Genomic DNA, 12,462 nt, shown 5'->3' with positions numbered 1-12,462 from the left:
GATCGGTGACGATCAGAACATGTATCTGTTCTTCGCCGGGGACAACGGCAAGATCTATCGGGCGAGTATGCCGATCGGGAACTTCCCGGGCAGTTTCGGGTCGAACTACACGACGATCATGAGTGATACCACGAACAACCTGTTCGAGGCGGTGCAGGTCTACAAGCTTCAGGGTCAGAGCCGGTATCTGATGATCGTGGAGGCGATCGGGTCGCAGGGTCGTTACTTCCGGTCGTTCACGGCCACCAGTTTGGGTGGGTCGTGGACGCCGCAGGCGGCCACGGAGAGCAACCCGTTCGCGGGTAAGGCCAACAGTGGTGCGACGTGGACCAATGACATCAGCCATGGTGAGTTGTTGCGGACCAGCGCCGATCAGACGATGACGGTGGATCCGTGCAACCTGCAACTGCTGTACCAGGGCCGCTCGCCGAACTCCGGTGGTGACTATGGTCTGCTGCCGTACCGTCCGGGCCTGCTGACCCTGCAACGCTGACCGGACACAGCCGAACAACGGGCGGGCTCGGTGCCACACCGGGCCCGCCCTTCGTGCTCAGCGGCGGAACTTCGCGACCGCGTCCTGAATAGCCGGGCCAGTTGCCGAGGACGCCTGCGCCCACGCCTCGAACTCCAGGCTGGCCGCGAAATCGGACCGGTCGGCGGTGCGTACCGATGTCTTGATGTCGCGGGCCAGCGCCGGGTCGAGCGCCGCCCAGCGCTCCGCGCGCTCATGTGCCGCGGCCACTGGATCGTCGGCCAGGGTCGCGGCGAGGCCGAGCCGTACCGCCTCGGCACCGTCCAGGGCGCCACCGTCGAGCAGAATCTGCAGGGCACGTTCCGGGCCGAGCGCCTTGGTGAGGAACCAGGTGCAGCCGCCGCCGGGGTGCAGGCCGATCTTCGTGAACGACGCCACCAGTTTCGCCTTCGGGCCGACGATCCGTGTGTCGCAGGCCATCGCCAGGTTCAGGCCGGCACCAACCGCCGGCCCCTGCACCGCCGCGATGGTGGGGATCGGCAACTCCCGGACCCGCAGGAAGCTGTCGTAGATGCGGTGCAGGTCGGCGCGAATCTCCTGCACCGACCGGCCCGACTCACCGAACATGGCGGGCAGGTCGGCGCCCGAGCAGAACGCCGTCCCCGCGCCGGTGATGACAAGCGTGCGGGCGTGCCGGTCGGCAGTCACCTCGGCCACCGCGTCGCGCAGCGCGTCGCGCATCTCGCTGTCGATGGCGTTGCGCCGGCCCGGATCGTTCAGCGTGAGCGTCCAGCGTCCGTCGGTGTTGTTCAGGTCAACCTTGCTCACGATGAAACCTCCTGGAGGGTGAGCCAGGACCAGACGCCGGCGCTGCCGAGTGGCACCAGCGCCGCCCCGAGCGTCTCGGCCCACGACTGTTGGGTGCCGTTCTCGTCGCGCCAGGCCCAGAGCCGGCGGGTGGACAGGTGCAGCGGGTGCTCGCGGGTGACGCCCATCGCTCCGTGCAGTTGGTGCGCACCCCGTGCCACGAGCGTGGCTGCCCGGCCGGCGAGCACCCGGGCGGTGGCCACGTTCAAGGGGGCCGGGTCGGCGAGGGCCGCTGTCAGCGCGGTGCGGGCCAGCATGGTGTGTGCCGTCATCTGCGCCAAGGTCTGCCCGACGGCCTGGAACGCGAGCAGTGGTCGTCCGAACTGCTCCCGGGTCGTCACGTGCTGGCGGGTGTGCTCCATGGCCGCCTCCAGCGCGCCGACGAGCCCCGCCGCCGTCAGCAAGGCGGCCTCCGCGCGTACGGCCTGTGCAGGTGCGGCGCCGGTCAGCCGGATCTCGTCGGTTACCGCCACGTCGAACTCGACGTCGTCGCGGGGCTCGGCCGCCAGGTTCCGGCCCGGTGTGACGCGTACACCGGGGAGATCGGTGGGGACGACGAACGCGTCGTCTCCCGAATACACCAGCAGGGTCCGCGCAGCGCTGGCCCACGGCACCCGGGTCGCCGTGCCGCGCAGCCGTCCATCCGTCACCGCGAGTCCCGCACCGATGACCACTGTGGCGACGCCATCTGGCAGGCCACGACCGGCCGCGGCGAACTGCCGGCCGGCCAGTGCGGTCTCCACCAGGGGCAGGGCGACACCGTGCCGACCCAACCCCTGCGCGAACGCCGCCAGGTCGGTGAGCGTACCGCCCGAGCCGCCAGCCTTTTCCGGCACGGACACGCCGGCCCAGCCCAGCTCGCGCACCGTCGACCACAGCGCGGGCACGCCGTCCGGGTCGCCACCGTGCCCGCGTAGGACATCGTCGGCAAGGTCGCGAAGGTCGTCGCCGGCACGGGGCGCGGGTCGGGCGACGCCCTTGGCGATGATGGTGCGCAGCACCTCGGTGGTGCCGCCACGAATGGAGAAGCCGGGCGCGGCCAGCAGCCCCTGGGCCAGCAGCCCGGCAGGGCCGTCGGCGTCGGGGTCGGGTTCGACGTCCAGGACCGTGCGGGCGATCTCGTTGACCTCCCGCTCGAACTCGGTGCCCAGGTCCTTGAGCACAGCGGCGGCGTGCACCGGAGCCTGCCCGTCGTCGAGGTCGCCCGCGATGCGCCAGGCCAACCCCCGCAGCCCCGCCAGCCGGGCGAGGGCCTCGCCCAGCTCAGCGTCCGCGTCCCGGCGGGTCGCGCACGCGTCGATCGTCGCGGCCAGCAGGGGGTACGTGCTGAGCACCCGTTCCATCCCGCCACGCTCGAACGAGAGTTGCTCGGTGACCTGCGTCCAGCCGTTGCCGACCGTGCCCAGCACATGGTCGCCGGGCACGTACACGTCGTCGAAGATGACTTCGTTGAAATGGTGCTCGCCCCGCAGGTCGACGATCGGTCGGACGGTGACACCAGGCGCCGCCATGTCCACGATCAGCTCGCTCAGACCGTCGTGTCTGCTGGCATCGGTGTCGGTGCGGCACAACACGTACGCGTGTGTCGAGCGGTGCGCGTGGCTCGTCCAGATCTTGCCACCGTTGAGCCGCCAGCCTTCACCGTCCGGGCGGGCGGTGGTGCGTACCGAGGCGAGGTCACTGCCCGATTCGGTCTCGCTCATGCCCAGGCAGAACGTCACAGCGCCGCTGGCGATCCCCGGCAGATACCGGCTGCGCAGCTCGGGTGAGCCGTACCGCAGGATGGCCGGGCCGATCTGCCGGTCCGCGATCCAGTGCGCGGCAACCGGCGCGCCGGCGCGCAGCAGCTCCTCGGTGACCACCAACCGGTGCCGGTTCGAGCGGGCCTGACCACCGTATTCGCGTGGCCAGGTGATGCCGATCCAGCCCTGCCCCGCCAACGCCCGACTGAAGTCGGCATCGTACGACCGCAGCCACGCGTCGCAGACCCCGCTGAACTTCTTGTCGTCGTGCCACTGCCGCACCAACTCGCGTACCTGCCGGCGCAGTTCACCCAGATCGTTGTCAGTCATCGGTCGTCCGTCTCTTTCGCCACCCAGTAGCCGCGTTCGGCGGCCCTGCGCAGCACATCGGTGGCCGCAGCGCGTTCGTCGGCGGTGACCGGCGTGCGGGTCACCGCGCCGTCGGTGGGTACGCCGAGCCCGGCCAGGTGTGCGCGGAACGCTGCGGCGTCCGCGGTGATCTCTTCGAGCCGAGGGTCGGCGCCGAGCCGGACAACGCCCCACCGGGTGTGCAGCCGGACCAGCGCGTCCGGCGCGGGAGCGGCCGTCACGTGCTCGACGGTCCGCACGATCCGGCGTACGTCCTGCCCGCCGTGCAGCAGCACCAGCTCCCGCGCGGCCGCCGCGATGTCGGCGGCGCCGCCCCCACCGGGTAGTCGCACCGTGGGCCGCTGCCGTGGCCCCACATAGGACGAGTTGATCCGGCCGCGCAGGTCGACGTTGCTGGCGTCGAGCACCACCCGGTCGAACCGGTGCCCCATCGCCAGCAGCACATCGGCGGTACTTCCCAGCCAGCCGAAGCCGTTGGCGTACGCCGGGTAGTCAGTGGTGCTGGTCGGCACGTCCGCGCCGGCCGAGTGGACGCTGGCACCCGCCTCGAAGACCTGGGTGAACGGTTCACCGTCGAGCGCGTACGCGCACTGGCCGGCGAGCACCGGCCAGTGGAAGCCGGTGAACACCCAGCCGCCGCGCCGGAACTCGCGTGCCGCCCGGGCCAGGAAATCCACTGTCGTCATGTGCGGAACACCTCCTCGGCCAGCCACTGCTCGAAGCCGTCCACAGTGGCCGACCGCTCGGAATAGCGTTGGTACGCCTCGACGTCGCGCGGGTAGCGGCCGGCCACGCCGTCCGGGTGGACCGCGCCCGGTGACTCGACCAGCGCGTCGACCAGGAGGCCGGGGATGCTGATTCCGGCGGCGCGTACTGTCTCCGCGTCGGCGACCTGCTCGGCGACGAGCACCGTCCGTCGGGCCGCCTGGGCCGCGACGAGCACCTCGCCCAGCGGGCCGCGCAGCACCCCGTTGCCGTCGGAGTCGGCCAGGTCGACGTGCACGAACGCGACGTCCGGCCGCTCGGCACGTACCACCCGGGCCGACCCGAACTCCGACTCCGCGGTGGACAGACGGCCACGGCTCCAGTCCTCGTCCAGGTAGCCGGTGCCCGGCAGGTCCGGCACCGGCATGAACGGCACCCGCCAGGCACCGGCCGTGAGGGCGGCGGTGAGCAACCCGAGGCTCAATTCGTGCAGCTCGACCGTGTTGTCGCCGGACTGTGCGTTCCGCCGGAAGTTCCAGGCCGGCGCCGGGCCGACCGGGCTCCAGCAGTGGCCGTAGGTGGCCGAGCTCAGCACGCCGGCACCCAGCAGTTGGTCCATCAGCAGCCCGCCGGAGGCGATCACCGCGTGCACGTCGTGTGCCCGTTGGCGGATCATCTCGTGGCCGACGCTGAACAGTTGCGCGCCGAAATTGCCCAGGTAGACCCGCTGGCCGGGGCGCACGTACTCGGCAACGGCGGCGGCCAGGGTGCGCTTCTTCACCGGTACGCCTCCGGCAGCATGTGCAGTCCGGCGCCGAGGTGGGCGCCTCCGTCGATCTGGATGAGCTGGCCGGTCATCATGGCGGCGGCCGGGCTGGCCAGGAACGCCACCAGTTCGGCCACCTCGTCGGCGCGGGTGGGCCTGCGCAGCGGGGTGCCCCGGTTCACCAGGTTGTCCAGGAGGTGCCGGGACTCCTCGTCGTCGAGCGCGGAGGTGAGGACCGTGCCAGGCCCGAGGCAGTTGAGCCGGATTCCGTCGGCGGCCCACTCCAGAGCCAGGGTCCGGGTCAGCCCGAGTACCCCCGCACGGGCCGCGGCCGAGTGCGCCATGCCCTGCGTACCGCGCTCCACACCGGAGAGCGAGAGGTTGACGACGCTGCCGCGGGCACGCTTCAGGTACGGGTACGCGGCCTTGGTCAGGTGGAAGACGCTGGTCAGGTTGAGGTCGACGACGGCCGCCCAGCCGCCCGCCGATATCTCGGTCGCCGGTGCGTAGAACTGCCCTCCGGCGTTGTTCACCAGCAGGTCGACGCCGCGCTGATCGCCCGCCTCGGCGAGCGTAGCGGCGGCCAGGTCGTGGTCGCGTACGTCGCAGACGGCGTACTCGTAGTGGCCGCCGCCGGTGGCGAGTTCGGCGGTGCCGGCGAGGGTGTCGGCGTGCCGGCCGAGCCCGGTGACGTGGGCGCCGAGCGCGACCAGGCGCACGGCGACGGCCCGGCCGATGCCGCTGCCGGCGCCGGTGACGATCGCGTGCTGCCCGGCGAGGGCATCCGCGCGCAGCACCTGCGCGTCGGCGGTCGGGGTTGCGCTCATCGGGTACGCGCCTCGCCGAGCGCCTGCCGGCGCAGCAGCTGCGCCGGCCGGTAGCGCGGGTCGCCGAACGCCTCGGTCAGCGACAGCAGGGCCTGGTACACCGCGCTCGCGCCGGCCGACCGGAGGGACTCGAACGGCCCGCGGGGGTGGCCCATCGCCAGCCGTAGCGCGACGTCGACATCCTCGGCGGTGGCGGTGCCCTCCTCGACCACTGTGACCGCCTCGTTGACCATGCAGTAGGCGAGCCGGTCGACGACCAGGCCGGGCAGCGCCGGCACCCGCACCGAGGGGGCCTGGAGGTGATCCAGGAGTTGGTCGACGAAACCGGGAACGGCAACGCGGGCCGTCTCGTCCTCGACGACCTCGGCGAACGCGGCACCGTCGGCGCGCTGGTGCAGCCGGACCCAGCCGACGCCGTCGGGCACCACCGACAGCCAACCGCCGTCCGAGCTATCCAGCACGGTGTCGCCCGCCTCGGCCAGCCGGTTGAGCTCAGCCACCAGCGACGCGGTGGGCGCGCCGCAGGTGAGCACCCGTACCGTCGACCCGCCGGCCGGCCCCGGCTGTCTCAGGACCCGGGTGTTGGCGTCCCGGGGCGACTCAACGGCGTAGTCGTAGAATCCGCGCCCGGCGGCCTTGCCGGTCATGCCGGCGCGGACCAGGCCACGGACCTGGGGGATGGGCCGGTAACGGGGATCGCCGAACTCGCGCAGCGCGGTTTCCGACGACGCCAGGTGGGTGTGCAGGCCGGTGAAGTCCAACAGTTGCAGCGGCCCCATCGGGTGGCCGAGCCCGCCCCGGGCGGCCGCGTCCACCACGGCCGGCTCGACGCCCTGCGCGACGAGCAGTTGCGCCTCGTAGTAGAGCGGCCGGCACACCCGGTTGACGATGAAGTTCGGCGAATCCCGGCACACCACGGCGCTCTTGCCCAGCGACTCGACCAGGGACATCGATCGCTTCACGGTGGCGTCGCTGGTGGCCGCGCCGACGATCACCTCGACCAGGCGCATCCGGGTGGGTGGATTGAAGAAGTGCAGCCCGATCAGACGTTCCGGCGCGCCGAACGCCCGGCCCATCTCGTTGACGCTCAGCGACGAGGTGTTGGACGCGACGAGCAGGTCCGGTCCACCGGCGGCGGCGACCCGGGCGAGCAGTTCGCGCTTCGCGTCCATGTTCTCCACGATCGCCTCGATCAGCACCTCGGCGTCGGCGAGAGCGGACTCGACGTCGGCGGCGGCCGTGATGTCGCCGGTGCCGCCGTCGGCGCGGATCCGCTCCAGGCCGGATTGACCCAGTTCGGCGGTGGCGTCGACAACGCGGACGCTGTGCCCGGCCTCGGCGAGGACCTGGGCGATGCCCCGACCCATCGGCCCGAGGCCGACGACGACGGCGATCACCGGGTCACCCGCTCGATCACGGCGGCGATGCCCTGCCCACCACCGACGCACAGGCTCGCCACGCCGTACCGGGCGTCGCGACGGGCGAGTTCGTGCAGCAGCGAAACGACAAGCCGGGCGCCGCTCTGGCCGGTGGGGTGGCCGAGAGCGATTCCGCCGCCGTTGACGTTCACCCTCTCCTCGTCGAGGCTCAACGCCCGCACGTTCTGCACGATCTGCGCCGCGAACGCCTCGTTGATCTCGAACAGGTCGATGTCGGCAACGCTGAGGCCGGCGCGTTCGAGCGCCAGCGGGATCGCGGCCGTCGGCCCGATGCCCATCATCGTCGGGTCCACGCCGACCGCCGCGAAGCCGACGATCCGCCCCAGCGGGCTCAGCCCGTGCCGCCGGACGGCATCGCCGCTGGCAACCACGACCGCGGCGGCGCCGTCGGCCATCTGGCTGGCGTTTCCCGCCGTCACCGTGCCGCCGTCGACGAAGGACGGCTTGAGCCGGGCCAGCCGCTCCGGTGTGCTGTCGGTGCGGAACGTCTCGTCCCGGTCCAACTCATCGAGCGCCACCACCTCGTCGGCCATCGCGCCCGACTCCCACGCCCGGACCAGCCGCTGGTGGCTGCGCGCCGACCAGGCGTCCTGGTCGGTGCGGGAGACGCCGAACTCGCGAGCCACCTTCTCGGCCGTCTCGCCCATGTTCATCCCGCAGATCGGGTCGGTGCCGCCGTCACGCCAACCGTCCTGGAGCAGGATGTCGCCGCGCCGCACGCCCTCCCACCGCAGGTTGTACGGGGCGATGTACGGCATCGTGCTCATGCTCTCGGCCGCCACCGTCAACGCCACGTCGGCCTCGCCGGTGAGCACCGACTGGTGGGCGAGCTGGATCGCCTTGAGCCCGGACGCGCAGGCCATGTTGATGGTCTGCGCCGGCACCCGCACGGCAACACCGGCCGCGAGCGAGATCTGCCGCCCCGGGTTGGGGCCGTTGCCCGCCTGTCGACAGTTGGACACCACCGTCTCGTCCACCACGTCCGCGGCGACACCGGCGCGTTCCAGCGCGGCGGCACCGGCCAACCCTCCCAGCCGTACCACCCGCATGTCGCGCAGCGAACCGCCGTACCGGCCGTGGGGCGTACGCACGGCACCGACCAGAAATGCTTCCCTACCCATGGACGGAACCTCCTAGTCGGCGCGGACGACGCGCTTGCTCTTGTGGGTGCTGCGGGGCAGCGTCCCCTCGGGAACGGTCTCCACGACCGCGCGTACGGTCAGCGCGGCACGGACGGCATCGGCCAGCTTCCCGGCGAGCTCCGGACTGTCGCGGGTCGCCTCGACGCGCAGCTTGATGCCGGTGAGGTAGCCGGTGACCGGGTCGGTGACGTCGTCGTCGAGCACGATCAGGTATTCGCCGGCGGTGCCGGGGGTGGCGCGCACCACCTGCTCGACAGCGGAGGGAAACAGGTTCACCCCGCGTACCACGAGCATGTCGTCCGCCCGGCCGACGACGCCGCCGGGCAGACGGGCGAGGGTACGCCCGCACGGGCACGCCGTGCTGTCGCGCACCACGATGTCACCCGTGGCCCAACGGACCAGCGGGGTCGCCCTCTTGTCCAGGTGGGTGAGCACCAACAGGCCCGGCGTGCCGTCGGGCACCGGCTCGTGCGTCTGCGGGTCGAGCACCTCGGCGTACGCGAAATCTTCCGCGAGGTGGCCGCCGGCCTGCTCCTCGCACTCCCAGGCGATCGGCTGGAACTCCAGACTGCCGTAGCCGTCGAAGCACTTCGCGCCCCAGCGCTCCTCGATGTGGGCGCGGGTGGCCGGCACCCCGGCACCCGGCTCGCCGCCGACCTGGATCCGCCGGACCGGCGAGTCGCGCAGCGGGGTTCCGGCGCGCTCGGCCGTCTCGGCGAGGTGCAGCATGAACGACGGCGTGCCGCCGACAGCGGTCGTCCCGTACTGGAAGATCGTGTCGATCTGGCGCTGGGTGTCGCTGGAGCCGCCCGGCAGCAGTGTCACGCCGATTCGCTGGTAGCCGGCGGTCACGCCGAGCCCGCCGACGAACCAGGCGAAGCTGAACAGGCACTGGTACACGTCGGTGTCCCGCACACCTTGGCTGTACGCGGACCGGGCGTACAGGTCGGCCCACCGGTCCAGGTCGTACGCGGTCCACAGCACCGGCGTCGGACTGGACGTGGTGCCGGAGGAGAAGTGCACCCGCCGGCGGTCGGCCACGGGTGCGGCGACTGCGGTGCCCCACGGCGGGTCGGCCGCCAGGTCGGCGACGTAGTCGGCCTTGTCGACCAGGGGGAGTCGGCGCAGGTCGGCCAGCTCGCGTACGTCCCGGGGGTGAAAGCCGAGCTCGTCCCACCTGGTCCGGTAGAAGGCGCTGTTCGCGTACACGTAGGACAGCTGCTCCCGCAGTCGGGTGAGCTGGAGCTCGGCGAGGCGCTCGCGCGGCCATGTCTCGACCTCGTGCCAGTAGCGTTCCGAGAACGGCTTGGTCATCGCGGGCTCCTTCGCAGTCCGCCGAGGATGAAGTCGGCGTACTCGTCCGCGACACGTTGCCGGGTGTTGTAGTCGCCGCGTTGCGGGTCGTACCAGAGGCTGATCCAGTTGAGAGCGCCGAGGAGCGGCTTGGTGGCCAGCCGGCTGTCGACGTCGCGGAACACCCCCGCCTGCCGACCCTCGTCGATCACGTCGGCGAACAGCTGTTCGTAGCGGTCGCGCATCGCGACGACGGTCTCCAGAGCCTGCTGCTGTGCGGGTGCCTCGCCGAGCCGGCGCATCTCGACAGCGCGCATGGCGACCCGCTGGAACGAGTTCCGGGTCATCATCAGCCCGGCGTGGTGGTGTGCCATCCGCCAGAGCCGGGTGGCCGGGTCCAGGTCCGTGTTGCCGGCGATGGGCTGGACCCCGTCGATCAGTTCCTGCATGCCTGTGGTGACGATGTCGAGGAAGACGTCCGCCTTGGCCCGGTAGTAGTGGTAGACGCGGCCCTTGGTGGCGCCCATCTCGCGGGCGATGTCGTCGATGGTGGTGGCGGTGTACCCGCCGCGGGTGAAGGCGGTCGCCGCGGCCTCCAGGATGTCGCGCCGGCCGGGCGCCGTGGTCCGGACGGCGGCCGCCTCGTTGTCGTCGCCGCTCATCGGGCCGGCTCCGGCGCGGTGGTCTGTGGGGCGACGGCGAGCGGGCGGATCGGCGAGCCGGTGCCGCCCCGGATGGACAGCGGGGTGGCGATGAAGAAGAAGTCCCACACCTGCGCGGCGGACAGGGCCGCGAGGTTCATCGCCTCCATGATCAGCACACCGTTGTCGACCAGCAGGTGGCAGTGCACCGCCAGGGCCGGGCTGGGCATGTGCTCGAACGCGATGGTGTCCGCCCCGGCCGCGACCACCCCGTGGTCGGTGAGCCAGCGCGCACCGCTCAGATCCACGCCCGGAGCACCGGAGTTGACGCCGAGGTAGGCGGCGTTGTCGGCCCACTTCTCGTCCCAGCCGGTGCGCACCAGCACGACGTCGCCGGGACGGGGCCGTGCTCGGTTGGCGAACCAGCTCTCGAACAGGTCCGCCCCGACGGCGTCGGCGGGGGTCAGCGCCCGGTCGAGGGCTACGGTCGCGTCCACAAGGTGCCCGGGTGCCAACAGCGGCGCCAACTCGTGTACGGACACGTCCGTTACGCCGCCGGCGTAGGACTGGTTGGCGGTGATGTCCACGCCCCCGTAGACCTTGCCGAGCCGGGAGACGTGGGCGAGGCCGTCGACGTGGGTACCCACATGCCCACCCGTGGTGATCATCTCGGCTGCCGCCGATACGCCGTCCGGATACATCACCTCGCCGTGCCGCTTCGTCAGGGTGAAGCTGTACGGCGGATGGTTCGGATGGTGCGGGATGCCGGTGTACATCTGCTGCGCCAGGTCGAACACCCGGGCGTCGGTGAAGGACGGCCAGTCGACGGTCAGCTGCCAGGACGCGCTCACGCCGCCACCGATGCCTTGATCGCTCGGCCGAGCACCAGCCGCTGGATCTCCGACGTGCCCTCGTAGATCTCCAGGATCCGCTGGTCCCGGTAGAGCCGCTCGGCGGGACACGGCTTGCAGAAGCCGTCGCCGCCGAAGACCTGAACCGCCGTGTCCACCGACCGGTGTGCGACCTCGCTGGCGTACAGCTTGGCCATCGCGCCGAGGGTGCTGACGTCGCCGCCCTCCTGGTGCACCCGGGCAGCCTCGAAAGTGATCATCCGGGCGGCGGTGATGCCGGTGGCGACGTCCGCGAGTGGGAACGAGATGCCCTGGTTGTCGATGATCGCCCGGCCGAAGGTCTCCCGCCGGGTCGCTTCCCGGGACGCGACGTCGAAGCCGGCCAGCGCGACACCGAGGGACTGCGCCGCGACGCTGATCCGCCCGGCGGAGAGGGTCTGCATGGCCAGACGCATGCCCCGGTTGAGCTCGCCCAGCAGATCGCCGTCCGGCACCCACGTGTCGAGTTTGAGATTGCTGGTGAGCGTCCCTCGGATGCCCATCTTGTCCTCGTACCGGTCGATAGTGACGCCGTCGGCGTCCTTGTCGACGAGGAAGGCGGTGATGCCTCGGGTGCCCGCCTGCGGGTCGGTCAGCGCGAAGACCACGTAGTACTGCGAGGCCCCGCCGTTGCCGATGTAGATCTTCTCGCCACGGATGCGCCAACCCGCGCCCTCGCGTTCGGCCGTGGTGCGGATCCGGGCGGCGTCGCTGCCGGCACCCTCCTCCGTCAACGCGAAGCTGATCGCCGCGCCCTTCGCCAAACCGCCCAGGTAGCGTTCGCGCTGCTCGGCGGTGCCGGCCAGCGTCAGTGGGGTGGCACCGAGGGCGTACGCGGTGAGGATGGCGCCGGTGGACGGGCAGGTCCGAGAAACCTCCTCGATGACCGCGCAGGTGGTCACGAACGAGGCGCCCTGTCCGCCGTGCTCCCGCTCGACCAGAAGTCCGGCGAGGCCCTGCTCGACAAGCACCCGCACGCTCTCCCACGGATAGCGCTGTTCGCGGTCGAGTTCCTCGACGAGCGGCGCGAAGTCACGCGCCGCGACGTCCCGGGCGAGGTCGCGCCAGTGGCGGCCCTCGTCGTCCAGGCGTGGCTCCCAGATCACGGACACGTGGTGCCTCCCAGTTGTCGTGTGGCCCCGGGGCCGTCCCGCGCCCTCGTCACCCTCGCTCCATACCGCCGAGTATGTCGAGATACTAATTGGATCACAGGCGATCTTGTCAAGGACGTCTCAGAGGCCAGCATCGCTTGCAGAACCTGTCTTTCCATCGTGCTCGTCGAATTCTTGACGACATACCGAAGAGTATG

12 protein-coding genes are annotated in these 12,462 nt (G+C 71.3%); 1 reads left to right on the top strand and 11 read right to left on the bottom strand.

What is annotated here, in order from left to right; all coding sequences use genetic code 11:
* A partial coding sequence (locus ADK66_RS18940) for a non-reducing end alpha-L-arabinofuranosidase family hydrolase (protein WP_255353042.1) occupies positions 1–493 on the top strand: 493 nt, incomplete at its 5' end.
* A 57-nt stretch (positions 494–550) separates the two neighbouring features.
* On the opposite strand, the gene ADK66_RS18935 is transcribed toward ADK66_RS18940, so the two are convergent.
* The 11 genes from ADK66_RS18935 to ADK66_RS18885 are packed head-to-tail and all read right to left on the bottom strand — an operon-like array spanning position 551 to position 12,265.
* Positions 551–1,300, bottom strand: a complete 750-nt coding sequence (locus ADK66_RS18935) for an enoyl-CoA hydratase (RefSeq protein WP_053657184.1) — start codon at positions 1,298–1,300, stop codon at positions 551–553.
* Positions 1,297–3,411 carry an acyl-CoA dehydrogenase family protein gene (locus ADK66_RS18930; protein WP_053657182.1) on the bottom strand — a complete coding sequence of 705 codons (2,115 nt, stop codon included), beginning with the start codon at positions 3,409–3,411 and terminating at the stop codon, positions 1,297–1,299. The genes ADK66_RS18935 and ADK66_RS18930 overlap by 4 nt, the downstream gene beginning before the upstream one ends.
* Positions 3,408–4,136, bottom strand: coding sequence for a hypothetical protein (locus tag ADK66_RS18925; RefSeq protein WP_053657180.1), 729 nt, complete (start codon positions 4,134–4,136; stop codon positions 3,408–3,410). The genes ADK66_RS18930 and ADK66_RS18925 overlap by 4 nt, the downstream gene beginning before the upstream one ends.
* Positions 4,133–4,936, bottom strand: a complete 804-nt coding sequence (locus tag ADK66_RS18920) for a CoA transferase subunit A (protein WP_053657179.1) — start codon at positions 4,934–4,936, stop codon at positions 4,133–4,135. The genes ADK66_RS18925 and ADK66_RS18920 overlap by 4 nt, the downstream gene beginning before the upstream one ends.
* Complete coding sequence (locus ADK66_RS18915) at positions 4,933–5,748, bottom strand: SDR family NAD(P)-dependent oxidoreductase (protein WP_053657176.1); 816 nt, start codon at positions 5,746–5,748, stop codon at positions 4,933–4,935. The genes ADK66_RS18920 and ADK66_RS18915 overlap by 4 nt, the downstream gene beginning before the upstream one ends.
* Positions 5,745–7,145 (bottom strand): 3-hydroxyacyl-CoA dehydrogenase NAD-binding domain-containing protein, encoded by a 1,401-nt coding sequence (locus ADK66_RS18910; RefSeq protein ID WP_053657174.1) that lies wholly within the window; start codon positions 7,143–7,145, stop codon positions 5,745–5,747. Before ADK66_RS18910 ends, ADK66_RS18915 begins: the two co-directional genes overlap by 4 nt.
* Positions 7,142–8,308, bottom strand: a complete 1,167-nt coding sequence (locus ADK66_RS18905) for a thiolase family protein (RefSeq protein WP_053657173.1) — start codon at positions 8,306–8,308, stop codon at positions 7,142–7,144. The genes ADK66_RS18910 and ADK66_RS18905 overlap by 4 nt, the downstream gene beginning before the upstream one ends.
* 12 nt (positions 8,309–8,320) lie before the next feature.
* Positions 8,321–9,643 (bottom strand): phenylacetate--CoA ligase family protein, encoded by a 1,323-nt coding sequence (locus ADK66_RS18900; RefSeq protein WP_053657172.1) that lies wholly within the window; start codon positions 9,641–9,643, stop codon positions 8,321–8,323.
* Positions 9,640–10,284 carry a TetR/AcrR family transcriptional regulator gene (locus ADK66_RS18895; protein ID WP_053657170.1) on the bottom strand — a complete coding sequence of 215 codons (645 nt, stop codon included), beginning with the start codon at positions 10,282–10,284 and terminating at the stop codon, positions 9,640–9,642. The genes ADK66_RS18900 and ADK66_RS18895 overlap by 4 nt, the downstream gene beginning before the upstream one ends.
* Positions 10,281–11,114 carry a cyclase family protein gene (locus tag ADK66_RS18890; protein WP_053657169.1) on the bottom strand — a complete coding sequence of 278 codons (834 nt, stop codon included), beginning with the start codon at positions 11,112–11,114 and terminating at the stop codon, positions 10,281–10,283. Before ADK66_RS18890 ends, ADK66_RS18895 begins: the two co-directional genes overlap by 4 nt.
* Positions 11,111–12,265 (bottom strand): acyl-CoA dehydrogenase family protein, encoded by a 1,155-nt coding sequence (locus ADK66_RS18885; RefSeq protein ID WP_053657167.1) that lies wholly within the window; start codon positions 12,263–12,265, stop codon positions 11,111–11,113. Before ADK66_RS18885 ends, ADK66_RS18890 begins: the two co-directional genes overlap by 4 nt.
* Between the last annotated feature and the right edge of the window lie 197 nt (positions 12,266–12,462).

Origin of the sequence: Micromonospora sp. NRRL B-16802 (genome assembly GCF_001279555.1) — a bacterium.
GTDB classification, from domain to species: domain Bacteria; phylum Actinomycetota; class Actinomycetes; order Mycobacteriales; family Micromonosporaceae; genus Micromonospora; species Micromonospora profundi.
The sequence above is the reverse complement of the archived record's forward strand: the minus strand, read 5'-3'. Positions and strand labels throughout refer to the sequence as shown.